Origin of the sequence: Streptomyces seoulensis (assembly GCF_022846655.1) — a bacterium.
GTDB lineage: Bacteria > Actinomycetota > Actinomycetes > Streptomycetales > Streptomycetaceae > Streptomyces.
This window is the reverse complement of sequence record NZ_AP025667.1, coordinates 5,579,490-5,604,190: the sequence shown is the minus strand read 5'-3', so window position 1 is coordinate 5,604,190 and position 24,701 is coordinate 5,579,490. Positions and strand designations below refer to the sequence as shown.

The 24,701-nt window shown below is 73.4% G+C and carries 20 protein-coding genes; 15 read left to right on the top strand and 5 right to left on the bottom strand.

What is annotated here, in order from left to right:
• Window positions 1-104 precede the first annotated feature (104 nt).
• From HEK131_RS25595 to nudC, 4 genes are all read left to right on the top strand, one after another.
• Entirely contained in the window at window positions 105-3,524 is a 3,420-nt protein-coding gene (locus HEK131_RS25595; RefSeq protein WP_244337157.1) for an ATP-dependent helicase, read from the top strand.
• Window positions 3,525-3,609: 85 nt separating this feature from the next.
• The gene (locus tag HEK131_RS25590) at window positions 3,610-7,032 is read left to right on the top strand and encodes an ATP-dependent DNA helicase (protein WP_244337156.1); all 3,423 of its coding nucleotides are present in this window, start codon (window positions 3,610-3,612) and stop codon (window positions 7,030-7,032) included.
• A gap of 10 nt (window positions 7,033-7,042) precedes the next feature.
• Complete coding sequence (locus HEK131_RS25585) at window positions 7,043-8,446, top strand: dipeptidase (protein WP_244337155.1); 1,404 nt, start codon at window positions 7,043-7,045, stop codon at window positions 8,444-8,446.
• Window positions 8,447-8,601: 155 nt separating this feature from the next.
• On the top strand, window positions 8,602-9,546 hold the full coding sequence (gene nudC, locus HEK131_RS25580; RefSeq protein WP_244337154.1) for an NAD(+) diphosphatase: 945 nt from the start codon (window positions 8,602-8,604) through the stop codon (window positions 9,544-9,546).
• 61 nt (window positions 9,547-9,607) lie between these two features.
• Here the strand turns inward: nudC and HEK131_RS25575 are convergent, their stop codons facing one another.
• The gene (locus HEK131_RS25575; RefSeq protein WP_217463072.1) at window positions 9,608-9,865 is read right to left on the bottom strand and encodes a mycoredoxin; all 258 of its coding nucleotides are present in this window, start codon (window positions 9,863-9,865) and stop codon (window positions 9,608-9,610) included.
• 110 nt (window positions 9,866-9,975) lie between these two features.
• Between HEK131_RS25575 and HEK131_RS25570 the strand changes: the two genes are divergently transcribed.
• The 4 genes from HEK131_RS25570 to HEK131_RS25555 all read left to right on the top strand — a co-directional run bounded on the left by HEK131_RS25570 (window position 9,976) and on the right by HEK131_RS25555 (window position 13,632).
• Window positions 9,976-12,288 (top strand): ATP-dependent DNA helicase UvrD2, encoded by a 2,313-nt coding sequence (locus HEK131_RS25570; protein WP_432215712.1) that lies wholly within the window; start codon window positions 9,976-9,978, stop codon window positions 12,286-12,288.
• A gap of 140 nt (window positions 12,289-12,428) precedes the next feature.
• Window positions 12,429-12,752, top strand: coding sequence for a hypothetical protein (locus HEK131_RS25565; RefSeq protein ID WP_161147074.1), 324 nt, complete (start codon window positions 12,429-12,431; stop codon window positions 12,750-12,752).
• A 173-nt stretch (window positions 12,753-12,925) separates the two neighbouring features.
• A complete protein-coding gene (locus HEK131_RS25560; RefSeq protein WP_030807350.1) occupies window positions 12,926-13,294 on the top strand; it encodes a WhiB family transcriptional regulator in 369 nt (122 codons plus the stop codon).
• An 11-nt stretch (window positions 13,295-13,305) separates the two neighbouring features.
• The gene (locus tag HEK131_RS25555; RefSeq protein ID WP_217463075.1) at window positions 13,306-13,632 is read left to right on the top strand and encodes a hypothetical protein; all 327 of its coding nucleotides are present in this window, start codon (window positions 13,306-13,308) and stop codon (window positions 13,630-13,632) included.
• 135 nt (window positions 13,633-13,767) lie between these two features.
• Here the strand turns inward: HEK131_RS25555 and HEK131_RS25550 are convergent, their stop codons facing one another.
• The gene (locus tag HEK131_RS25550; protein ID WP_244337152.1) at window positions 13,768-15,198 is read right to left on the bottom strand and encodes an ABC1 kinase family protein; all 1,431 of its coding nucleotides are present in this window, start codon (window positions 15,196-15,198) and stop codon (window positions 13,768-13,770) included.
• Window positions 15,191-16,450 (bottom strand): TOMM precursor leader peptide-binding protein, encoded by a 1,260-nt coding sequence (locus HEK131_RS25545; RefSeq protein ID WP_244337151.1) that lies wholly within the window; start codon window positions 16,448-16,450, stop codon window positions 15,191-15,193. The genes HEK131_RS25550 and HEK131_RS25545 overlap by 8 nt, the downstream gene beginning before the upstream one ends.
• A 239-nt stretch (window positions 16,451-16,689) precedes the next feature.
• On the opposite strand from HEK131_RS25545, the gene HEK131_RS25540 reads away from it, so the two are divergent.
• The 4 genes from HEK131_RS25540 to HEK131_RS25525 all read left to right on the top strand — a co-directional run bounded on the left by HEK131_RS25540 (window position 16,690) and on the right by HEK131_RS25525 (window position 20,430).
• On the top strand, window positions 16,690-17,256 hold the full coding sequence (locus HEK131_RS25540; protein WP_244337150.1) for a M48 metallopeptidase family protein: 567 nt from the start codon (window positions 16,690-16,692) through the stop codon (window positions 17,254-17,256).
• A 111-nt stretch (window positions 17,257-17,367) separates the two neighbouring features.
• On the top strand, window positions 17,368-18,966 hold the full coding sequence (locus HEK131_RS25535) for a TerD family protein (RefSeq protein WP_244337149.1): 1,599 nt from the start codon (window positions 17,368-17,370) through the stop codon (window positions 18,964-18,966).
• Window positions 18,967-18,977: 11 nt separating this feature from the next.
• Complete coding sequence (locus HEK131_RS25530) at window positions 18,978-19,658, top strand: AIM24 family protein (RefSeq protein ID WP_161146972.1); 681 nt, start codon at window positions 18,978-18,980, stop codon at window positions 19,656-19,658.
• A 16-nt stretch (window positions 19,659-19,674) separates the two neighbouring features.
• Entirely contained in the window at window positions 19,675-20,430 is a 756-nt protein-coding gene (locus tag HEK131_RS25525; RefSeq protein ID WP_217463080.1) for an AIM24 family protein, read from the top strand.
• A gap of 85 nt (window positions 20,431-20,515) precedes the next feature.
• Here HEK131_RS25525 and HEK131_RS25520 read toward each other — a convergent pair whose 3' ends face one another.
• Both HEK131_RS25520 and HEK131_RS25515 read right to left on the bottom strand, forming a co-directional pair.
• The gene (locus HEK131_RS25520) at window positions 20,516-21,037 is read right to left on the bottom strand and encodes an NUDIX hydrolase (RefSeq protein ID WP_244337148.1); all 522 of its coding nucleotides are present in this window, start codon (window positions 21,035-21,037) and stop codon (window positions 20,516-20,518) included.
• Window positions 21,034-22,482: a zinc-dependent metalloprotease gene (locus tag HEK131_RS25515; protein ID WP_217463082.1), complete on the bottom strand. Its 1,449-nt coding sequence runs from the start codon at window positions 22,480-22,482 to the stop codon at window positions 21,034-21,036. Before HEK131_RS25515 ends, HEK131_RS25520 begins: the two co-directional genes overlap by 4 nt.
• Window positions 22,483-22,673: 191 nt before the next feature.
• Between HEK131_RS25515 and HEK131_RS25510 the strand changes: the two genes are divergently transcribed.
• From HEK131_RS25510 to HEK131_RS25500, 3 genes are all read left to right on the top strand, one after another.
• Window positions 22,674-23,801 carry an SDR family oxidoreductase gene (locus tag HEK131_RS25510; protein WP_217463083.1) on the top strand — a complete coding sequence of 376 codons (1,128 nt, stop codon included), beginning with the start codon at window positions 22,674-22,676 and terminating at the stop codon, window positions 23,799-23,801.
• 76 nt (window positions 23,802-23,877) lie between these two features.
• Window positions 23,878-24,339 carry a molybdenum cofactor biosynthesis protein MoaE gene (locus HEK131_RS25505; protein ID WP_217463084.1) on the top strand — a complete coding sequence of 154 codons (462 nt, stop codon included), beginning with the start codon at window positions 23,878-23,880 and terminating at the stop codon, window positions 24,337-24,339.
• Window positions 24,340-24,480: 141 nt separating this feature from the next.
• Entirely contained in the window at window positions 24,481-24,654 is a 174-nt protein-coding gene (locus HEK131_RS25500; protein ID WP_217463085.1) for a hypothetical protein, read from the top strand.
• Window positions 24,655-24,701: the final 47 nt, after the last annotated feature.

Sequence of the window (24,701 nt, the reverse complement as noted above, 5' to 3'; positions counted from 1 at the left end):
CATGACGTACGTTCGTCGGGGACGGGCTCCGCGAAAAGGCGGGCGCCCGGATTCTTTACGCGACGCCCCTACGACCACCCCGCACCACAGGACCGGCGAACCACGTGAGCACCACCTCCTCCACCGGACGCCTGCCGCACCCCCAGGGTCGGCAGGCGCCTCGTGGTGCCTACCGGCTGGTCCGCACCCCGCCCGCCCAGACGCCGCCGCCCCGCCCGGACGCCGCCCAGCGCGCGGTGATCGAGCACGACAGCGGGCCGCTGCTCGTCCTCGCGGGTCCGGGCACCGGCAAGACCACCACCCTGGTGGAGTCCGTCGCCGCGCGCGTCGCCCGCGGCGGCGACCCCGAGCGCATCCTGGTGCTGACCTTCAGCCGCAAGGCCGCCGTCGAGCTGCGCGACCGGATGGCCCGGCGCATGGGCGCCGCCCGCGCGCCCCGCGCCACCACCTTCCACTCCTACTGCTACGCCCTGGTCCGCGCCCACCAGGACAGTGACCGCTTCGCCGAACCGCTGCGGCTGCTCTCCGGCCCCGAGCAGGACGTCACCGTGCGCGAGCTGCTCGCCGGGCAGCCGGAGCTGGAGCGGCTCGGGCTCACGCATGTGCGCTGGCCCGACGACCTGCGGGCCTGCCTGACCACGCGCGGCTTCGCCGACGAGGTCCGCGCGGTCCTCGCGCGCAGCCGTGAGCTGGGGCTCGCCCCCGGCGCGCTGGACGCCTTCGCGCGCCGCATCGGCCGCCCCGACTGGCGCGCGGCGGCGGCCTTCCTCGCCGAGTACCTCGACGTGATCGACCTCCAGGGCGTCATCGACTACGCCGAACTCGTCCACCGCGCGGTGCTCCTCGCCCACCGCCCCGAGGTCGCCGAGCGCCTCGCCGCGTCCTACGACGCCGTGTACGTCGACGAGTACCAGGACACCGACCCCGCGCAGGTCCGGCTGCTGCACGCGCTGGCCGGGGGCGGCCGCACCCTGGTGGCCGTCGGCGACCCCGACCAGTCGATCTACACCTTCCGGGGCGCCGACGTGAACGGCATCCTCGACTTCCCGGCCGCCTTCCCGCGCCCCGACGGCACCCCCGCCCCCGTCGAGGTGCTGCGCACCTCCCGCCGCTCCGGGGCCCATCTGCTGGCGGCGACCCGCCGCATCACCCAGCGCATGCCGCTGTCCCAGCTCCCCGCCGGGAAACTCCGCGTCCACCGGGAGCCCACGGCCGTCCGCGACGGCGGCCAGGTGGAGGTGTACACCTACCCGACCTCCGGCACCGAGCTGGACAACATCGCCGACATCGTCCGCCGGGCCCACCTGGAGGACGGCATCCCGTGGAACGAGATGGCGATCCTCGTCCGCGCGGGCTCCCTCACCATCCCGACCCTCCGCCGCGCCCTCACGGCGGCGGGCGTCCCGCTGGACATCGACGGCGACGACCTCCCGCTGCGCCACGAACCCTCGGTCGCCCCGCTGCTGACGGCCCTGCGGGCGGTGGCGCTCGCGGAGACGGGCCTCGCGGGGGCTTCCGGCGCCGGGGCGGAGCCGGTGTCCGGGCCGGAGCCGGTGTCCGGGCCGGAGGACATCGAGCCCGACGCCACCGAGCCCGACGCCACCGAGCCCGATGAGACCGCCGAGGCCGACCCGCGCACCACCCCCGCCCCCTGGCTGGACGCCGAGACGGCCATAACCCTCCTCTCCTCCCCCCTCGGCGGCATGGACGCCGCCGATCTGCGCAGGCTCGGGCGAGCCCTGCGCGATGAGGAGCGGGCCGCCGGGCAGGCCCTGCCCGCGCCGTCCGACGTGCTGCTCGCACGGGCGCTGGCCGAGCCCGAGCGGCTCGTCGCCCACGACCCGGCGTACGCGCGCGGGGCACAGCGGCTGGGGGCGCTGCTGCGCAAGGCGCGGGAGTGCCTGGCCGAGGGCGGCACCGCCGAGGAGGCGCTGTGGGCGCTGTGGAACGGCACCCCCTGGCCCAGCAGGCTGGAGCGGTCCGCGCGGCGCGGGGGCGCGGCCGCCCGTAACGCCGACCGCGACCTGGACGCCGTCTGCGCGCTGTTCGCCACGGCCGCCCGCGCGGAGGAGCGCACCGGCGGACGCGGCGCGCTGAACTTCCTGGAGGAGATCGGCGCCGAGGACATCGCCGCCGACACCCTCACCCGGCGCGCGGTACGCCCCGACGCCGTACGCCTGATGACCGCGCACCGCTCCAAGGGGCTGGAGTGGCGGCTGGTCGTCGTCGCGGGCGTGCAGGAGGGGCTCTGGCCCGACCTGCGCCGCCGCGGCTCCCTGCTGGAGGCCGACCGGATCGGCCGGGACGGCCTGGCCGAGCCGCTGACCCCCGGCGCCCTGCTCGCGGAGGAGCGCAGGCTCTTCTACGTGGCCGCCACGCGCGCGCGGGACCGGCTCGTCGTCACCGCCGTGAAGGCCCCGGCCGACGACGGCGACCAGCCCTCCCGCTTCCTGACCGAGCTGGGCGTAGAGCCCCGCGACGTCACCGGCCGCCCGCGCCGCCCGCTGGCGGTCGCCGCGCTCGTCGCCGAGCTGCGCGCCACCACCGTCGACCCGAGTGCCTCGGACGCCCTCAGGGACGCGGCCGCGCGCCGGCTGGCCCGGCTCGCCGCGCTCGCCGACGAGGATGGCCGCCCGCTGGTGCCCGCCGCGCACCCCGACCGCTGGTGGGGGATGTACGAGCCGACCGCGAGCCAGGTGCCGCTGCGCGACCGCGACCAGCCCGTGGTGCTCTCCGGCAGCGCGCTGGACCAGTTGGCCAACACCTGTGCCCTCCAGTGGTTCCTGGGCCGCGAGGTGAAGGCCGACGCACCCGCCACGGCGGCCCAGGGCTTCGGCAACGTCGTCCACGTCCTGGCCGACGAGGTCGCGTCCGGCCGCACCCCCGCCGACCTCGACGTCCTGATGGAACGCCTGGACTCGGTGTGGAACGCGCTCGCCTTCGACGCGCCCTGGAAGTCCGCCCAGGAGAAGGAGACCGCCCGCGCGGCGCTCGAACGCTTCCTGAACTGGCACGTCCTGGACCGCGCCGCCCGCACCCCGGTCGCCAGCGAGCGGGACTTCGACGTGACCCTGGAGGCCGGCGAGTACCAGGTCCGCATCCGGGGCCAGATGGACCGGGTCGAGACGGACGGCGACGGCCGGGCCTACGTCGTGGACTTCAAGACCGGCAAGAACACCCCCACCTCCGCCGAGGTGGCCCGCCATCCCCAGCTCGCCGTCTACCAGCTCGCCGTGGCCGAGGGCGCCGTGGACGACGCCTTCGACGGCGCCCGCCCGGAGCCCGGCGGCGCCGAGCTCGTCCAGCTCAGACAGGGCGCGGCGAAGAAGGACGGCGGCGAGACCCTGCCCAAGGTCCAGGCGCAGCAGCCGCTGGAGGGGGAGTGGGTCGGGGACCTGCTGGCCACCGCCGCCGGAAAGGTGCTGGACGAACGGTTCACCCCCAGCACCGGCCAGCACTGCACGCACTGCTCCTTCCGCGCCTCGTGCGGCGCCCGCCCCGAGGGACGGCACGTGGTGGAGTGACGTACGGCACCACAGCACCCCGCTGACCTGCGCTTTCCACAGGTCCGGCGCCCGCTTGTCGGCGCTCGCCGCTAGCCTTCCCCGCATGCCCGCGCACCTCACCGACCCCGAGCAGCTCAAAGAGCTGCTCGGCATCCCGTTCACCCCGGAGCAGACGGCCTGCATCATCGCGCCGCCCGCCCCGCAGGTGATCGTGGCCGGAGCAGGCTCGGGCAAGACCACCGTGATGGCCGCCCGCGTGGTCTGGCTGGTCGGCACCGGACAGGTCGCCCCCGAGCAGGTGCTCGGCCTGACCTTCACCAACAAGGCGGCCGGCGAACTCGCCGAACGCGTCCGCAAGGCCCTGATCAAGGCCGGGATCACCGACCCGGACGCGATCGACCCGGACGACCCGCCCGGCGAACCGGTCATCTCCACGTACCACGCCTTCGCCGGGCGCATGCTCACCGACCACGGCCTGCGCCTCGGCCTGGAGCCCAGTTCACGGCTGCTCGCCGACGCCACCCGCTTCCAGCTCGCCGCCCGCGTGCTGCGCGAGGCGCCGGGCCCGTACCCGGCGCTCACCCGCTCCTTCGCCGACCTCGTCACCGACCTGCTCGCGCTCGACTCCGAGCTGTCCGAGCACCTGGTCGACCCCGAGGAACTGCGCGCCTGGGACGCGGACCTGCTGACCACCCTCGGCGGCGTCAAGCTCAGCAACGCCGACCTGCGCAAGGTCCCGGAGACGCTGGCCGCGCGCGGGGAGCTCGCCGGGCTCGTCCAGCGCTACCGGGCCGCCAAGCGCGCCCGCGACCTGCTCGACTTCGGTGACCAGATCGCCCTGTCGGCCCGCCTCGCCCGCATCCCCGAGGTCGGCCGTCTGCTGCGCGAGGAGTTCCGGGTCGTCCTGCTGGACGAGTACCAGGACACCTCCGTCGCCCAGCGCGTCCTGCTCGCGGGCCTGTTCGGCGAGGGCACCGGCCACCCCGTCACCGCCGTCGGCGACCCCTGCCAGGCCATCTACGGCTGGCGCGGCGCCTCCGTCGCCAACCTGGACGACTTCCCCGAGCACTTCGCCCGCGCCGACGGCACCCCCGCCACCCGGCAGGCGCTCAGCGAGAACCGGCGCAGCGGCGGCCGCCTCCTCGACCTCGCCAACGGCCTCGCCGAGCCCCTGCGCGCCATGCACGCGGGCGTGGAGGCGCTGCGCCCCGCCCCCGGCGCCGAACGCGACGGGCTGGTCCGCTGCGCCCTGCTGCCCACCCACGCCGAGGAGATCGACTGGCTCGCCGACTCCCTCGCCCACCTCGTGCGCACCGGGACCCCGCCCGGCGAGATCGCCGTCCTGTGCCGCACGGCCACCGACTTCGCCGAGATCCAGGGCGCGCTGGTCGCCCGTGACGTGCCCGTCGAGGTCGTCGGCCTGTCCGGGCTGCTGCACCTGCCCGAGGTCGCCGACCTGGTCGCCGTCTGCGAGGTGCTCCAGGACCCCGGCGCCAACGCCGCCCTGGTCCGGCTGCTCACCGGCCCGCGCTGGCGCATCGGACCGCGCGACCTGGCCCTGCTCGGCCGCCGCGCCCGGCTGCTCGTCGCCCACGCGCGCGTGGACGGCGCCGACGACCCCGACCGCAGGCTCGCCGAAGCCGTCGAGGGCGTCGACCCCTCCGAGGTGACCTCGCTCGCGGACGCCCTGGACACCTTCCTGGAGACCTCCTTCGGCACGGACGGCCACGAGGACGACCTGCCGTTCTCCCCGGACGCGCGCGTGCGCTTCGCCCGCCTCGCCGCCGAACTGCGCGACCTGCGCCGCAGCCTGTCCGACCCCCTGATGGACGTGCTGCACCGCGTGCTCGCCGTCACCGGCCTGGAGGTCGAGCTGTCGGCGTCCCCGCACGCGCTCGCCGCCCGCCGCCGCGAGACCCTGTCGAACTTCCTCGACGTGGCAGCCTCCTTCGCCGCCGGCGACGGCGAGGCCACCCTGCTCGCCTTCCTCGCCTTCCTGCGCACCGCCGCCCAGTACGAGAAGGGCCTCGACAACGCCCTGCCCGGCGGCGAGAACACCGTCAAGGTGCTCACCGCGCACAAGTCCAAGGGGCTGGAGTGGGACGTGGTCGCCGTCCCCGGCCTGGTGGGCGGCACCTTCCCCAGCGCCCAGGGGCGCGAGAAGTGGACCGCGCAGGCCAAGGTGCTCCCGCACGCCCTGCGCGGCGACACCGCCACCCTGCCCGACGTGGACTCCTGGGACGCCAAGGGCGTCAAGGGCTTCCACGAGGCCATGAAGGAGCACCAGCACACCGAGGAGCTCCGCCTCGGCTACGTCACCTTCACCCGCCCCCGCTCCCTCCTCCTCGGCTCCGGCCACTGGTGGGGGCCCAGCCAGAAGAAGCCGCGCGGCCCCTCCGACTTCCTGACGGCCCTGCACGACCACTGCGCCGCCGGGTACGGCGAGACCGAGGTGTGGGCGGACGCCCCGGAAGAGGGCGAGGAGAACCCCGCACTGCACACCGGCACCGCCGAGCAGGCCTGGCCGCTGCCCCTGGACGCCACGGCCTTCGAACGCCGCCACCGGGCCGCCCGTACCGTCCGCGCCCACCTCCTCACACCGCCCGCCGCGGCCCCCGTCCCGTACGACGACCCCGACTGGCCCACCGCGCCCCCGGACGACGAGGACCCGTACGACGCCCTGGACGAGCCCGGCGACTGGGACTCCCTGAGCGCCGACCGCCCCACGCTCCCCGTCCCCCACCAGGCCGCCCCCGTCGAGCCCGAACCCCGCCTCACCCCGGAGGAGGCCCGCGCCGTCGCCTCCTGGGACCGGGACCTCGACGCCCTCGCCGGGGAGCTCATGCGCGTCAGGCGCAGCGTCACCGAGGTGCCGCTGCCCGCCGTCCTCACCGCCACCCAGATGCTCCGGCTGGCCGAGGACCCGGACGGGCTCGCGCAGGAACTCGCGCGCCCCATGCCACGCCCCCCGCAGCCCGCCGCGCGCCGTGGCACCCGGTTCCACGCCTGGGTCGAGTCCCGCTACGAGGAGCTGACGCTGCCCCTGCTGGAGCCGGACGAGCTGCCCGGCACCGACGCGGAGATCGCCGACGAGGCCGACCTCGAAGCCCTCAAGGAAGCCTTCGAGCGCACCGAGTACGCCCGGCGCACGCCCTACCGCGTCGAGGTCCCCGTACAGCTCACCCTCGCGGGCCGGGTCGTACGCGGCCGGATCGACGCCGTCTACAAGGACGGCGACGGCGACGACGCCACGTACGAGATCCTCGACTGGAAGACCGGCCGCACCCGCAGCGCCGACCCGCTCCAGCTCGCCGTCTACCGGCTGGCCTGGGCCGAGCAGCAGGGCATCCCGCCCGAATCGGTCACGGCCGCGTTCCTGTACGTGCGCACCGGCGAGGTCGACCGTCCGGACCGGCTGCCCGGCCGCCAGGAGCTGGCGCGACTGCTCGAAGGGGAGCGAACCGGGGCGACGGGGACGCCCGAGTGTGACGAACCGCCCGCCGAGGATGTCCGTGCGGGCCGATAGGCTCGTGAGCATGAGCCAGACCCCGGACAGCGCCGTCCACGCGTACATCGACCGGCACCGCGCCGCCTTCCTCGACGACCTCGCCGCGTGGCTGCGCATCCCGTCCGTGTCCGCCCAGCCGGAGCACGCCCCCGATGTCCGGCGCAGCGCGGACTGGCTCGCCGCGAAACTCACCGAAACGGGCTTCCCGGCGGTCGAGGTCTGGCCCACCGCCGGTGCCCCGGCCGTCTACGCCGAATGGCCCTCGGACGACCCCGGGGCCCCCACCGTGCTGGTCTACGGCCACCACGACGTCCAGCCCGCCGCCCGCGAGGACGGCTGGGACACCGACCCCTTCGAGCCCGTCGTACGCGGCAACCGCCTTTACGCGCGCGGTGCCGCCGATGACAAGGGCCAGGTGTTCTTCCACACACTCGGCGTCCGCGCGCACCTCGCCGCGACCGGCCGCACCGCCCCCGCCGTCCACCTCAAGCTGCTGATCGAGGGCGAGGAGGAGTCCGGCTCCCCGAACTTCCGCGCCCTGGTCGAGGCGAACGCCGACCGGCTCGCCGCCGACGCCGTGATCGTCTCCGACACCGGCATGTGGTCCGAGGACACCCCCACGGTCTGCACCGGCATGCGCGGCCTCGCCGAGTGCGAGATCCGGCTGTACGGCCCCGACCAGGACATCCACTCCGGCTCCTTCGGCGGCGCCGTGCCGAACCCGGCCACCGCCGCAGCCCGCCTGGTCGCCGCCCTGCACGACGAGCACGGGCGCGTGGCCGTCCCCGGCTTCTACGACGGCGTCGTGGAGCTGACCGAGCGCGAGCGCGAACTCTTCGCCGAGCTGCCCTTCGACGAGGCCGAGTGGCTGCGCACCGCCAAGTCCCACGCCGCCCACGGCGAGGCCGGGTACAGCACCCTGGAGCGGATCTGGGCCCGCCCGACCGCCGAGGTCAACGGCATCGGCGGCGGTTACCAGGGCGCCGGAAGCAAGACGATCATCCCTTCCTCGGCCGTGGTGAAGCTCTCCTTCCGGCTGGTCGCCGGCCAGGACCTCGGCACCGTCGAGAAGGCCGTGCGCGACTGGGCCGAGCGGCAGGCGCCCGCCGGGATCCGGCTGGAGACCGAGTTCAGCCCCGGAACGCGGCCCTGCCTCACCCCGCTCGACCACCCCGCGCTGAAGTCCGTGGCCCGCGCGATGGGCCGCGCCTTCAAGGCTCCGGTCCGCTTCACCCGCGAAGGAGGCTCCGGCCCCGCCGCCGACCTCCAGGAGGTCCTCGGCGCCCCGGTTCTCTTCCTCGGCATCTCCGTCCCCTCCGACGGCTGGCACGCCCCGAACGAGAAGGTCGAGCTGGACCTGCTGTTCAAGGGCGTCGAGACCAGCGCCCACCTGTGGAGCGACCTCGCCGAGAACTGGCGCCCCGCCCCCTGAGGAAACCCGCCGTTCGGGAACGGCACCGCGAGCCGGGCACACTGGAAGGACCGCCCGGCCCGGCCACCCCCGCCCCGGCCGCGGTGCCCCTGTCCCACGTCCCGCCGAACCGCCCGCCGAACCGAACCGTTCCATTGGGGGAGTTGGAAGCACCCGTGACCACCCGGACCGACCACACCGCTGACCGACCCATCTCGCTCACCGCCCCGAGCGGCATCGACCGAGCCGCCCACCACCGGCTCGACGAAGCCTGGCTCGCGGCGGCGTGGAGCCACCCCTCGACCCGCTGCTTCGTGGTCTCCGGCGGCCAGGTGCTCATCGACGAGACGCCCGACGGGCGTACCGAGCTCGTCATGACCCCCTCCTTCGAGGCCCCCCTGACCGAGGCCCACCGCTACTTCCTGGGCGAGGACGAGGACGGCGTCAGCTACTTCGCGCTCCAGAAGGACTCGCTGCCCGGCCGTATCGACCAGTCCGCCCGCCCCGCCGGACTGCGCGAGGCGGGGCTGCTGCTCTCCCCGCGCGACGCCGGGCTGATGGTGCACGCGGTCGGCCTGGAGAACTGGCAGCGCACCCACCGCTTCTGCTCCCGCTGCGGCGAGCGCACCGTCATCGCCGCCGCCGGGCACATCCGCCGGTGCCAGGCGTGCGGCGCCGAGCACTACCCGCGCACCGACCCGGCCGTGATCATGGCGGTCACCGACGGACAGGACCGCATCCTGCTCGGCCGCCAGGTGCACTGGCCCGAGGGCCGCTTCTCCACGCTCGCCGGCTTCGTCGAGCCCGGCGAGTCCATCGAGCAGTCGGTGCGCCGCGAGGTGTTCGAGGAGGCGGGCATCACCGTCGGCGAGGTCGAGTACATCGCCAGCCAGCCCTGGCCCTTCCCGTCCAGCCTGATGCTGGGCTTCTTCGCCCACGCCACCTCCACCGAGATCGACGCCGACGGCGAGGAGATCGAGGAGGCCCGCTGGTTCTCCCGTGACGAACTGGGCGCGGCCTTCGAGTCCGGCGAGGTCCTGCCGCCCTACGGCATCTCGATCGCCGCCCGGCTGATCGAGCTGTGGTACGGCAAGCCGCTGCCGACCCGGAGCGCCTTCTAGACGCGAGAAAACCCCGGCCGCCCTGTCCACGGGCTGCCGGGGTTCTCGCGTGTCACCGGGGTCAGGCGCCGAGCGCCTGCTTCACCTGGGCGAGGCTCGGGTTGGTCATGACGACCTCGGGGCCATCACCGGAGGGGACGACGCGCACGGTCGGGACCGTCTGGTTGCCGTCGTTCGCCTTCTCCACGAACGCGGCCGACTCCGGGTCGTGCTCGATGTTGATCTCGGTGAAGGGGATGCCCTCCCGGTCGAGCTGGCCCTTCAGGCGGCGGCAGTATCCGCACCAGGTCGTGCTGTACATCGTCACAGTGCCCTGCATGTCTCGCGCTCCTCAGGCGGCCGGGGGTACGTCTCAACGTCGTGCACAGGGCAAACGTGCGGGACCGGGCATGAATTCCCACGGATGTGACCCCCGCCGCACCGACCGCTGTGACACCCGCCGCATTAAAACGACTATCAGGGCCCGCCTGTGGACAACCGACGCGGTGTTCCCGGACGACCTGGCAGCATGGCTGTGTGACAGCAGCAACGCCCTCCCCCCTCTTCCCGCGGACCCCGGACACGGCCGACGCGGTGCTCGAAGGGCTCGACCCCGAGCAGCGCGAGGTCGCCACCGCCCTGCACGGGCCGGTGTGCGTCCTGGCCGGAGCGGGCACGGGCAAGACCCGCGCGATCACCCACCGGATCGCCTACGGGGTGCGCTCGGGCCTCCTGACGCCCTCCAGCGTGCTCGCCGTCACCTTCACCAACCGCGCCGCGGGCGAGATGCGCGGCCGGCTGCGCCAACTCGGCGCCCAGGGCGTGCAGGCCCGCACCTTCCACTCCGCCGCGCTCCGCCAGCTCCAGTACTTCTGGCCGAAAGCGATCGGCGGCGGCATGCCCCGGCTGGTCGACCGCAAGATCCAGTTGGTCGCCGACGCGGCCGCCGCCTGCGGGCTCCGCCTGGACCGGGGCGAGCTGCGGGACACGACCGCCGAGATCGAATGGTGCAAGGTCACCCAGACCGTCCCGGCCGACTATCCGTACGCGGCCGTGAAGGCGGGCCGCGAGACCCCGCGCGACCCGGCCGAGACCGCCCACGTCTACGCGGCCTACGAGAACCTCAAGCGCGACCGCGCCGTCATCGACTTCGAGGACGTGCTGCTGCTCACCGTCGCCGTCCTCCAGGACCGGCACGACATCGCCGACCAGGTACGCGCCCAGTACCAGCACTTCGTCGTGGACGAGTACCAGGACGTCAGCCCCCTCCAGCAGCGCCTGCTCGAACTCTGGCTCGGCGACCGCGACAGCCTGTGCGTCGTCGGGGACGCCAGCCAGACCATCTACTCGTTCACGGGAGCAACGCCCGACCATCTTCTCGACTTCCGGCTCCGCCATCCCGGCGCCACCGTCGTCAAGCTGGTCCGCGACTACCGCTCCACCCCCCAGGTGGTGCGCCTCGCCAACGGCCTGCTCGCCCAGGCCCACGGCCGCGCCGCCGACCACCGGCTGGAACTGGTCTCCCAGCGCACCCAGGGCCCCGAACCCGTCTACACCGAGTACACCGACGAGCCCGCCGAGGCCGAGGGCGCCGCCCGCCGCATCCGCGAGCTGATCGCCGCCGGGACCCCGGCCTCCGAGATCGCCGTCCTGTTCCGCACCAACTCCCAGTCCGAGACCTACGAACAGGCCCTCGCCGACGCCGGCGTCCCCTACCAACTGCGCGGCGCCGAGCGCTTCTTCGACCGGCCCGAGGTGCGCAAGGCGGGCGTCGCCCTGCGCGCCGCGGCCCGCTTCGGCGGCAACGACTCCCTGCTGGACGAGGCGGTCGACCTGCCCTCCCAGGTCCGCGCCGTGCTCTCCGGCGAGGGCTGGACCAGCGCGCCCCCGGCGGGCTCCGGCGCCGTCCGGGAGCGCTGGGAGTCGCTGGCCGCCCTGGTCGCCCTCGCCCACGACTTCGCCGCCGCCCACCCCAAGGCCACCCTGGGCGACCTGGTCGCGGAGCTGGACGAGCGTGCCGGTGCCCAGCACGCCCCGACCGTCCAGGGCGTCACCCTCGCCTCCCTGCACGCCGCCAAGGGCCTGGAGTGGGACGCCGTCTTCCTGGTCGGCGTCGCCGAGGGCATGCTGCCGATCAGCTACGCCAAGACCGACGAACAGATCGAGGAGGAGCGCCGCCTCCTCTATGTGGGCGTCACCCGTGCGCGGGAACGGCTCCACCTCTCCTGGTCGCTGGCCCGCTCACCCGGCGGCAGGGCGGGCCGCAGGCCGAGCCGCTTCCTCGACGGACTGCGCCCCGGCTCCACCGCCACCGTGGGCCGCGCCGCGACCGGCACCGGCGGCGTCGAGCGCGGCACCCTGGGCGGCCTCCCGGCGGCACCCCGGCGCGCCCAGCGCACCCCGGCCCGCTGCCGGGTCTGCGGCCGCACCCTCACCGACGCGGGCGAGATGAAGCTGATGCGCTGTGAGGACTGCCCCTCCGACATGGACGAGGGCCTGTACGAGCGGCTGCGGGAGTGGCGGGCGGTCGAAGCGGGACAGAGCGGACAGCCGGACTTCTGCGTCTTCACCGACCGGACCCTGATGGCCATCGCCGAGAACCGTCCCGACTGCGCCGCCGAACTCTCCCGCATCCCCGGCGTCCTGGACCGCAAGCTGCGCCGCTACGGCACCGACGTACTGGCCATCTGCGCAGGCCAGGAGGCCGGGACGGACCCGCGGAACGAGGCTTGTGCGACTGATGCGAACTCGTCGAAAAAATAGTTTGCGCCCGTGCCGGGAATCCCCATAGGTTCTAGGCACGGAAACGGCGGCCTTCTCGAAGGCTGTGATTCCGTGCTGTACTTCTTTGACCGACGACCGGTTCTCACCGGTCCCCAAGACGCCGAGAGGAGGCGAGCCCAGTGATCAGCATCGAGACCAGCATCATCAGCCCGGTCAAACTGACCGATCGTCCGGCCGTCTCCCTGTGCATGCTCGGCGCGCCCTCCGAGGGCACCGGTCTGTCCGGCATCCGTGCCGCCCTTCCGGTCTCCTCCCTGCTCTCCGCGGACCTTCCTGTCCGGGAGCGCAATGAGCGACCGACCAAGGCACTGGCAGCGGTAGAGGCACAGGCGCAGGCCGCCTATGCCTTCGCGGCGGCCGGTGCCGGATTCCGGAAGCAGACGACGCAGCACCCCCAGATGTGGGCCTTCCGTGGGCCAGAACCCTGGAGTGATCCAGCCTGATCGCCGATCAGGCAGGCGCCTTCAGGGCCGCGGAACCCCATCCGGGAACCGCGGCCCTTCTGTTTTCCCCGAACGGGGACGACAACCGAAGGCGCCTCGGGACAACAAAAGAACCCGGTACCCAGCCGACACCCGGTCCACCGGCCGGAACGACCAGACGAGGAAAACACCCCGTGCAACTCGAAGCGCACGCCCCGTCAGTACCGCCTTCCCAAGCGATCACTCAGCTCGGCTCCACGGAGGACCCCGCCTTGCTCCCCCTCACCGCGCTCACCGCGCTCGACGACGCCATCGAGAACCTCGGCGTGCCCGTCCCCTGCCGTTCCTACGACCCGGAGGTCTTCTTCGCCGAGTCGCCGGCCGACGTCGAGTACGCCAAGTCGCTCTGCCGCACCTGCCCGCTGGTCGAGGCCTGCCTCGCCGGGGCCAAGGAGCGCCGCGAGCCCTGGGGCGTCTGGGGCGGGGAGCTCTTCGTCCAGGGTGTCGTCGTCGCCCGGAAGCGGCCCCGCGGCCGCCCGCGCAAGAACCCGGTCACGGCATGAACGTCGCAGGCATGAACACCGCAGGAACGATCGACCGTCCCCTCACGCACGACCCCAAGAAGCAGGCCCCGATGAAGCCGTCCACCAGCGAGCCCACCGGCTCGGCGACCCCAGACCTCAACACCCGTGGCGTGACAGGCTCGCGCCAGACGAACAGGACCCGCGAGATGCAACTCATCCCAGAAGCCTTGGCTCGTGCTCATATGCACGAGCGCCTGCAGGACGCCCACCGGGAGCGCCGGGCCATGAGCCTGGTCACCGCCCGGCGGATGCAGCGCCGGGCGGAGCGCGCCTCCCTGCGCGCCCGCCGTGCGCTCGCCGTCGCCGTCATGCAGTAGGCGCCGCCCTCGAAGCGCGCTGAGCGCACCCACCCGAAGCGGTGGCCTCCCGCCCTGGGAGGCGAAGTCTTCCCCTCGGGGGCCGGTCCGGCCGAACGGACCGGCCCCCGAGGCATGTCCGCGACGGCCCCGGACTCACGCCTCGGCGGCGGGCGCCTCCGGCAGCTCCTCCTCGTCGGACTCGGGTGCCTCCTCGTCCGTCTCCGTCAGCTCCGCCTCCGGACCGAACCCCGGCAGCCACTCCTCCAGCTCCTCCCGGAGCCGGACCGTCGCGCCCAACTGGCACAGCACCCCGATGGTGCTCAGCGTCACCCGGTGGATCAGCAGATACGACGGCGGCAGATTGAGCTGCTTGCCGAGCTGGTACGCGGGGGAGCGGGGGTCGGCGACCCGGGCCGCCTGACCGCGCATCCAGGACCGGGTGAAGGTGAAGGTGTCCACCCGGGCGGGCTCGATGATCGGCAGCAGATAGTCGAGGACGCCGTCGGGGTCCAGGTCCATGGACTCCTTGATGAACCCTTCCTCGCACAGCATCTCGTAGACCGGCTCGGCGTCGCCCTCCAGCGTCATCCGCAGCGCCACCCCGATCGTCGAGGGCAGCCCGCCGGGGAGCCGGTCGACCGTGCCGAAGTCCAGTACGCCCAGACGCCAGCGGTCCGCCTCGCCGGCCTCACCCGCCTCGTCCGGCCCCACCGGCAGCAGCCGGAAGTTGCCCGGATGCGGATCGGCGTGCAGCAGACCGGTGCGGGCCGGGCCGGAGAAGAGGAAGCGCGCCAGCAACTGCCCGGCCCGGTCGCGCTGCTCCTCGGTGCCGCCGGAGATGATCTCGGACAGCGGGATGCCGTCGATCCACTCGGTCACCAGCACCTGGTCGCACTGGTGCACCACCGCGGGGACCAGCACGTCAGGATCGTCCGCGAACTCCGCCGCGTGCGCGGCCTGCGCCTGCGCCTCCAGCTCGTAGTCCAGCTCCTCGGAGACGCGGTCCTTCAGCTCCGCGATCAGCGGCTTGATGTCCATGCCGGGGATGAGCGGCCCCAACAGCCTGACGAAGCGGCTCAGTTGGTTCAGGTCCGACACCAGTGCCTCACCGGCGCCCGGATACTGGACCTTGACCGCCACCTCCCGGCCGTCGTGCCAGACCCCCCGGTGCACCTGCCCGATGGAGGCCGCCGCCGAGGGCTTGTCCTCGAATTCCAGGAACAGCTCCCGCCAGTCCTCGCCCATCCGCTCCTCCAGCACGGCGTGCACCGTGCGGGTCGGCATCGGCGGCGCCGCTTCCTGGAGCTTGGTCAGCGCGGCGCGGTAGGGCCCGGCGACCTCCTCGGGCAGCGCGGACTCGAAGACGGACAGCGCCTGCCCGAACTTCATCGCACCCCCCTTCAGCTCGCCGAGGACCTTGAAGAGCTGCTCGGCCGTCCGCTGCTGAAGCTCCCGGCCGACGAGTTCCGCCGACTCACCCACGATCCGCTTGCCCAGCCCCCAGGTGGCCCGGCCGGCGAAGCCGAGCGGGAGCGCGGCGAGCTTCGCGGTCCGGGTGACCGCCTTCCGGGGAAGATCAGACATGCGCCCTCCAAGTCCCTGTCGGCCGCGCCGCGCCGGTCTCGCGTCGCCGCTCGGCCGACGGCCGTTGCACCGCCATTGTCGCGCGCGGCAGCCCTCGCGTTGAGGAGTGCTCCCCCACGGCTTCCTCCCCGGTCCCCGCCGGGGTGCTCCCTCTCCTCCTCTCCTTCGCCCCGCAACCGCATGCCGGATGCGGGGCGACAGGGCGAGGGTCCCAGGTCAGAGCGGGTAGGGACGCCTCCCAGCGGGTGCCGGTGGCGGCCGGTTCGGCCCCGTCGAGGAAGCTCAGGGCGTGGGCGGCGGCGAGTCCCGCGACCGCCGTGGCCAGGGTCAGATCGCAGGCGCCCACCCGGCGCGCCCTGCCCGAGCGCCACTGGGTGATCAGCCGGGGCCACGCCGGGTCCTCGTCGGTGCGGTGCTGCTGGAGACAGCCCGCGCACCCCGTCCGGCCGGGCAGCACCAGCGGCCCGACGACACCCGTGCCCTCCACCACACCCGCGTGGAGATGCGGGGTCCCGGAGATCATGAGCGGCTCGGCGAGGAAGGGGTCCGGCGCGTGCACCGCGACATCGTCGCGCGGAGCGAGGACCACCAGCGAGAGTCCCGGTTCGTCCGGCCCGGGAGCGGAAAGCCGGCCACCACGGGTCCGGCGCGGCGGCCGCTCCGGGGCCGCCCGGCGCACGGCAGCCCGCGCCGCCTCGTCCCGCCGCTCGCCCACCGCCTCGGCCGGCAGCCCGCCCGGCGCCACGTCCCACGGCTGCACCCGGCCCACGTCGCGCACATCGACCTCCCCGACCCCCGCCCCGGACAGCAGCGCCGCCAGTACGGAACCCACCCGGCCCGCGCCCAGGACCCGCACCCGCAGGGCACGCCGGGCGGCGAGGCGGGTGAGCGCGCCGCCCGGCTCCGCCGTGGTCAGCGACAGCGAGGCGAGATCCGGGCGCAGCCGCTCCAGCGCCTCCCCTCTCTCCCGCAGCGCGGTCGCGGCCGGGGAGCAGTCCCGTGTGTCGTCGAGCAGCCCCGCCCGGCCCAACCGCCGCACCAGCCGCTCGGCATGACCGTCAGGAAGATCCATCCGCCGGGCCTCCTCCCGCAGCAGCGGCACATCGCGGGTGCCGTCGAGCAGTTCCAGGAAGGAGGCCGTGGCCAGGTCCACCGGGCCAAGAGTGATCGCGTGCGCCGGAGTCATGCCGAACTGCACGGTGCCGAGATCGCGCCAGCCGCGCCGCAGCGCCGGTTTCACCATCGGATGCATGACGGGCCCCCGTCTCCCAGGTCTCGCGCACATCCCGGCCGGGCGTGCGTCGTCCTTCCTTCCGTACGTCGGCCGAGCCGGTCCCGCTCGCTCCGACGACAGCCAGCATGGCCGGGTTCCGGAGAACGTGCCGAGAGTTGTCCACAGGCACGGGCTGATCGTCGTACCACCTGTCTGCCGGTGGATTCGGCCGTCCACAGGTCCGGCCCGTTGTCGGCGCGGACGGGTACTTTCGGAACGTGCCCATCGAACCCACCGAACAGCAGCAGCCCACCGCACACGGCCCCGTCGAGGTCCGGCGCAGCGACCGGCGCCGCCGGACCGTCTCCGCGTACCGCGAGGGCGACCGCACCATCGTGCTGATCCCCGCCCGCATGTCGAAGGCGGAGGAACAGCGGTGGGTCACCGCCATGCTCGACCGGCTCGCCGCCAAGGAGGCCAGGCGGACCGCGCCCGGCGGTGACGCCGCGCTGACCGAGCGCGCCGAGCGGCTGTCGCAGCGGTACTTCGAGGGCCGGGCCAAGCCCGGCTCGGTGCGCTGGGTGACCAACCAGAACACCCGCTGGGGATCGTGCACCCCGGCGGAGGGCACGATCCGGCTCTCGCACCGGCTGCGGGTGATGCCCGAGTACGTCGTCGACTACGTGCTCTGCCACGAGCTGGCCCATCTGCTGGTGCCCGGTCACGGCCCGGATTTCTGGCGGCTGTTGGAGTCGTACCCGCGCACCGAGCGGGCCCGCGGCTATCTGGAGGGCGTGGCCGCCGCCGCACGGCTGCCCGAGGACACGGACGACGAGGAGGTGTGAGAGCCGGGACGCGGTTCTGTACCGGGTGTGTACCGGCTGAGACCGATGTCGGTATTTGCGGTTAGCCTGACGCGACGCAACTGCTTTCGGGACGGGGGACGGACGTAACGCATGTCCAGGGAATTCCAACGCGGCCACAAGGCCCGGATCAGTGACCTCACCGCGGGTACGGATCTGTACGTGGGCGTGCAGATCTCCGCCCCCGGACTGAGCTTCGACATCAGTTGCTTCGGCCTCGACGCCGACGAACGCCTCTCCGACGACCGGTACTTCGTCTTCTTCAACCAGCCGAAGTCCCCCGAGGAATCCATCCAGTTGCTGGGCGCGCAGGCCGGCGACACCGAGTCGTTCCGGGTCACGCTGGACCGGATCCCGCCGCAGATCCACAAGCTGTCGTTCACCGCGACCATCGACGGTGACGGGCAGATGTCCAAGATCGCACCCGGCTATCTGCGTATCGTCGCGGGTGGCGAGGAGGTGGCGCGGTACGCCTTCACCGGCGCCGAGTTCACCACCGAGCGGGCCGTCATGCTCGGCGACCTCTATCTCAAGGACGTGTGGCGCTTCGCCGCGGTCGGACAGGGCTTCGACGGCGGTCTCGAGGCGCTGCTGAGGAACTTCGGCGGAGAGGTGGCCGAGGAGGAGGCGCCCGCGCCGGCCCAGCCGGAGCCCGCCGCCCCCGGTTTCGCCCCGCCCGCCTTCGCCGTGCCCTCCGGACCGGCCACGCCCTCCGCGCCCCAGGCGTTCACCCCGCCCGCGGCGCCCCGGCCCGACGTGCACGCGGCGCCCACCCTGGTCGAACCCCTGACCCCGGCCGCCGGCACCGTCCCGCCGCCGGCCCCGGCACCCGCCGCCCCGCCGAGCGCACCCCTGCCGCCGGGCTACGGCCAGGCCCCCGGCCAGCCCCCGGCAGCGCCGATGCCGCCCGGCTACGGCACCCCGCCCTCCCACGGCGGCCCGCCCGCCGCCCCCATGCCGTCGGGCCACGCCCAGGTCCCCGGCCAGGCCACCGCCTCCTACGGCGTCCCCCAGGGCGCGCCCCAGGGAGCGGCCGGAGTGGGTGCCGCGCTCCAGAAGTTCAAGGAGGCGCCCACGGGGCAGCGCTGGACCCAGCAGAACCAGAAGCTGATCCGCGTCGACCTCGGCGCCGGCGGCCAGCCGGTGCTGGCCCGTCAGGGCAGCATGGTGCTCTACCAGGGCAAGGTCGACTTCAACTACAAGGGCGCCGGATTCGCCGGACGGCTCGCGGGCAACGCCACCGGCCAGGAGATGCAGTTGATGCGCTGCACCGGCCAGGGCCAGGTCTTCCTCGCCGACGAATCCACCCACCTCCACCCGATCGAGCTCCAAGGCGACGCGATCTGCGTCTCCGCCGAGAACGTCCTCGCCTTCGACGAGAGCCTCCAGTACGAGGTCCGCCGTATCGAGGGCCACGGCATCCCCGGCGGCGCGCTGTTCACCATGCAGTTCCAGGGCACCGGCACGCTCGTCGTCAAGACCCACGGCACGCCCGTCGTGCTGCCCGTGACCCCCACGACCTTCGCCGACTGCCACGCGGTCGTCGCCTGGTCGGCCGCCTCGCAGGTGATCGTCTCCAGCCAGGTCCGGATGCGCCGCAACGCCTACGCGGGCGACACGGGAGAGAGCGTGAACCTCCAGTTCCGGGGCGCCCCCGGCAACTTCATCGTCGTCCAGCCGTACGAGGTCTGAGGGAGCCCGTCATGAACCAGCCGCTCGCGGGCTTCGCCCCCGCACCCGTCACCGCCCGCATGGAGAACCACGGCAGCCACATGCTGAAGGTCGCCATGCAGACCGGCAACGACCTCCTCGCGCGCGTGGGCTCGATGGTCGCCTACGAGGGCTTCATCCAGTACGAGCCCAACCCGCCCGCCGTGCGCCAGATCGCCCGCGACTGGATGACCGGCGAGGGCGCCCCGCTGATGAAGTGCTCCGGCGACGGACTGCTCTACCTCGCCGACTACGGCGCCGACGTGGTGGTGATCAACCTCGCCGGCGACGGCATCTCCGTCAACGCCACCAACCTGCTCGCCTTCGACGCCGGCCTCACCTGGGGCGTGGAGCGGGTCAAGGGGCTCGCCAAGTTCGCCGGGCAGGGCCTGTGGAACACCCGGATCTCCGGGCAGGGCTGGGTCGCGCTGACCTCGCGCGGCACCCCGATCGTCGTGGACTGCGGCGGCGGCGAGGACGAGACCTACGTCGACCCGGACGCTCTGGTGGCGTGGTCCCCGAACCTCAAGGTGAAGGGCAAGCGCAGCTTCAAGGCGCAGTCACTGATCGGCCGGGGCAGCGGCGAGGCGTACCAGATGGCCTTCTCCGGACAGGGCATCGTCGTCGTCCAGCCCAGCGAGGACAGCACCGACCGCCTCCGGTTCCGGGGCTGAGGGGGAGCAAGACACCATGCAGAGCCCGCTTTTCGCGCACAACGACATCCAGACCCAGGAGCGCTGGAGCCTGCAGAACGCGCAGATGCTCCGCGTCACCCTGGAGGGCCACGACGACCTGCTCGCCCGCAAGGGCACCATGGTCGCCTACCAGGGCATGGTCGAGTTCGACGCCGAGCACCGGGGCCAGGGCCAGCGCCGGGCGCGGGCCCACACCGGCGAGGGCCTGGACCTGATGCGCTGCCACGGCCAGGGCACCGTCTACCTCGCCAACCTCGCCCAGCACGTCCACCTCCTGGACGTCGAGCAGGACGGCCTGACGGTCGACAGCTCCTACGTCCTCGCCATGGACTCCACGCTGCACCACGAGGTCATCGCCGTGGACAGCCTCTACGGCATCTCCGGCTCCGGGAAGTACCAGCTCAACATCACCGGACGCGGCAAGGTCGCCCTGATGACCTCCGGCGCGCCCCTGCTGATGCAGGTCACACCGGACCGGTACGTCAACTGCGACGCGGACGCCATCGTCGCCTGGTCCACCTCGCTGCGGGTGCAGATGCAGGCCCAGACCCACTCCTCCGGGATCTGGCGGCGGCGCGGCAACACCGGTGAGGGCTGGGAGCTGAGCTTCATGGGCTCCGGCTTCGCCCTGGTGCAGCCCAGCGAGCTGCTGCCGCCGCAGCACGCGCAGATCGGCGGCGGTGTCGCGGCCCAGTTCGGCATGGGCCAGCAGGGCGCGCGTGGGCAGAACCAGGGCAACGTCTGGAGCTGACCGCGTCAGCGCCTAAGACGGCCGAACGAACGTGAGGGGCGCCCGCATCGGCGGGCGCCCCTCATCCGTTCACGGCCGGCCGGGTTCAGAGCCGGGCGCGCGTGGCCTCCAGCAGGCGGACGACCGAGTCGTCCGCCACGTCGGCGACCTCGTCGTAGCCGAACCAGCGCAGGTCCAGCGACTCGTCGCTGATCGCGTGCTCGGCGCCGCGTGGGGCCAGGACCGCGTACTGCACGTCGTGGTGCCAGTGGCACGGTGCCGGGATCGGGTGCCGGTCCAGGCGGACCGGGCCCCCGGGCAGCAGCGTCAGGCCGGCGATGCCGGACTCCTCCGTCGCCTCGCGCAGGGCCGCGGCCGCCACGGAGGTGTCGCCAGGCTCGCAGTGGCCGCCCATCTGGAGCCACATCCGCAGCTTCCTGTGCAGGGTGAGCAGCACACGGCCGTGCTCCGGGTCGATGACCAGGGCGCTGGCAGTCAGATGCCCCGCGTGGCAGGACTTCCACATGCCGTCCGGATGCGCGGCCAGGTGGGCGAGGTAGGCGTCACGCAGCTCGGGCTGGTCCTCGTAGCCCTTGAGCACGAGGACCGCGTCGTCGTACAGGCTCACTCGGTCTCGTCGCCCTTGCTCTCGCCCTTGCCGTCGCCCTCGTCCTTCTTCAGGTCGGGCTTCTGCGCGCCGCCCGCCGCCTCGCCGAGCATCTTGTCCAGCTCGGAGAAGTCCATCTGCTCGCGGTGGACGAAGCCGTCCGGGTCGTCCAGGTCGGTGGCCGTCGGCAGCATGTCCGGGTGGTGCCACAGCGCGTCCCGGCCGTCGACCCCGCGCGCGTCCGTGAGCGAGGCCCACAGACGGGAGGCGTCGCGCAGGCGGCGCGGGCGCAGCTCCAGACCGATCAGCGTGGCGAACGTCTGCTCCGCCGGACCGCCGCTCGCGCGACGGCGGCGCAGCGTCTCGCGCAGCGCGTCGGCGGAGGTCAGTCGAGGCTTCGCGGCCGCGTGGACCACCGCGTCCACCCAGCCCTCGACCAGCGCGAGCGCCGTCTCCAGCCGGGCCAGGGCAGCCTTCTGCTCGGGCGTGTCCTCGGGCTGGAACATGCCCTGCTGCAGCGCGTCCTGAAGCTGCTCGGGGTTCTGCGGGTCGAACTGGCCGACCACGTCCTCCAGCTTGGCGGTGTCGACCTTGATGCCGCGCGCGTACCCCTCGACCGCGCCGAACAGGTGCGAGCGCAGCCACGGGACGTGTGCGAACAGCCGCTGGTGGGCCGCCTCACGCAGGGCGAGGTACAGCCGCACCTCGTCCATGGCGACGCCCAGGTCCTTGCCGAACGCCTCCATGTTGACCGGGAGGAGCGCCGCCTTGCCCGCCGGGCCCAGCGGCAGGCCGATGTCGCTCGAACCGACGACCTCGCCCGCGAGCACGCCGACCGCCTGCCCGATCTGGGTGCCGAACATGGCGCCGCCCATCGAGCGCATCATGCCGATCAGCGGGCCCGCCATGGCCTGCATCTCCTCCGGCAGGACATCGCCCATGGCCGCGCCGACCCGCTCGGCGACCGGGTCGACCAGTTCCTTCCAGGCCGGGAGTGTGGCCTCGACCCACTCCGCGCGCGACCAGGCCACGGCCGTGTTCGCACCGGAGGGCAGCGAGGTCGCGTCGTCCAGCCACAGGTCGGCCAGGCGCACGGCCTCCTGGACCGCGGAGCGCTCGGAGGGGCCGACACTCGCGTCCTTGACACCGTCCTGGGTGCCCTGGGCGACCGTCTGGCGGGCGATCTGCTTGGCCATGTCCCAGTTCACCGGGCCGCCCTCGTAGGAGAGCATCTGGCCGAGCTGCTGGAACGCGGCGCCCAGGTCGCCCGGGTTCAGGGAGCCGAACATCGCGGCGAGCGGGTTGTCGGCGCCGGGGCCGCCAAAGCCGCCGGCTCCCGGCAGACCACCGAAACCGAACGGGTCCGGTCCCTGCCCACCGCCGCTCTGCTGGTCCTTCTTCTTGCCCTCGTCGCCGTCGTCCGGCTCCTCCGGCGGAAGGCCGAATCCGAATGGGGTGTCACTCACGGGGTTCCTCGGCTGGTAAGGCCACCGGTTCTCTCCGGCGGCGCGGCTGCCCGACTTCACCACCCAGCGTAGACACCCGGACCGGATAGGGCCTCGGTGCTTCGCCCACAGATGGGCTGCGGCAGGATGGATGCACCTGGTACGGGCGCGTCGTCCGCGCTCGTACTGAAGACAACCGCTGGAGACGCCCGGTGAGTTCCCCAGATCCGCAGGTTCGCGCAGCGCGAAACCCCTCATCTCCGCCCTCATCCCCCTCGCCCGCGGTGCGCGGGCCCGTCGTCGCGGTCACCGGCGCCGCCACCGGGATCGGCGCGCTGCTCACCGAGCGGCTCGCGGCGTCGGAGGAGATCAGGCAGGTCGTCGCCATCGACGAACGGCGCGGGGAATGCGCCGAGGCGCGCTGGCACATCCTCGACGTGCGCGACCCGGCGATCGCGGAGAAGCTGCGCGGCGCCGACGTGGTCGTGCACCTGGCGCTCGACCTCGACCTGGGCAGCGACGCGGCCGCCCGCACCGCCTACAACGTGCGCGGTACCCAGACCGTGCTGACCGCCGCGGCGGCCGCCGGGGTGCACCGGGTCGTGCTGTGCACCTCCGCCATGGTGTACGGGGCGCTGCCGGACAACGAGCTGCCGCTGTCGGAGGACGCCGAGCTGCGCGCGACCGCCGACGCCACCGGGGTCGCCGACCTGCTGGAGATCGAGCGCCTGGCCCGCCGCGCGCCCCGCGCGCACCCTGGTCTCAACGTCACCGTGGTGCGCCCCGCGCTGCTGGTCGGCGGTACGGACACCGCGCTGACCAGGTACTTCGAGTCGCCCCGGCTGCTCGTGGTCGCCGACTCCCGGCCCGCCTGGCAGTTCTGCCACGTCGACGACCTGTGCACGGCGCTGGAGTACGCCGTGCTGGAGAAGGTCGACGGGGAACTCGCCGTCGGCTGCGACGGCTGGCTGGAGCAGGAGGAGGTGGAGGAGCTGAGCGGCATCCGGCGCATGGAGCTGCCCTCCGCGGTCGCCCTCGGCGCCGCCGCCCGGCTGCACCGGATCGGGCTCACCCCCTCCCCGGCGGGCGACCTGGCGTACACGATGTACCCCTGGGTGGTCAGCGGCAGCAGGCTGCACTCGGCCGGGTGGCGGCCGCGCTGGACGAACGAGGAAGTGCTCGCGGAACTGCTGGCGGAGGTCTCCGGCCGGCACACCGTCGCCGGACGCAGGCTCGGCCGCAAGGACGCCACGGCGGCCGGCGCGGCGGGCGCGACCGTGGCCCTGCTGGGCGCGGCGGCGGTGGTACGCCGGGCCCGCAAGGCACGGCGCAGGATCTAGGGCGGCCGAGCGTCGCCATCCAGGGCGGCCGAGCGTCGCATTCCCCCTCCTCCGCGACGTGCGGCACCATGGAGACATGGCACTCACGAACGAACACCCCGGTGAGCAGGCGGCTCCCAGCCCCATCAAGCTGATCGGCATCCGGGACACGCCGCTCTCGGTGGACGAGGTGTTCGCCGCCCTCGGGGACGAGGCGGCGGGCGGCATCTCGCTGTTCGTGGGCACCGTGCGCAACCACGACGGGGGTGCGGACGTCGACGCCCTCGGCTACTCCTGCCACCCCTCCGCCGCCGACGAGATGCGGCGGGTCGCGGAGAAGGTCGTCGCGGAGTACCCGGTGCGGGCCCTGGCGGCCGTCCACCGGGTGGGTGACCTGGCCGTCGGTGACCTCGCCGTCGTCGTCGGCGTGTCGTGCCCGCACCGGGCCGAGGCGTTCGAGGCCTGCCGCAAGCTGATCGACGACATCAAGCACGAGGTGCCGGTCTGGAAGCACCAGCGCTTCTCCGACGGCACCGAGGAATGGGTCGGCGCCTGCTGACGAAGACGGGCCGCCGGTGACGTACGGCCCATCGAGTGCTCCGGTTGCGTAACCGCCCCCCGGGCGTGAGCGTTGTCCGTGCGAGTGGTTAATCTGCTGATCAGTAGGTTCCGCGGACGCTCATGGGGTTGGGAGGTCGGCATGGCGGTGCTCGTCTGGTTGCTGATTCCGCTTATCGCCGCGATCGCGGCCGGTCTCTGGGGAAGCTGGGCCAACCGGACCCGCAGAACCCGAGGCGACGGGCCCGAGCTCGACGGCTACGCACGGTTCCGCGAGGCGATGGAGAAGTCCAGCACGGGTGCCCCCGGCGCCTGACGGGGGTGCCCTGACGGGGTGCTGACACACGTGTCCCGTACTGTCGT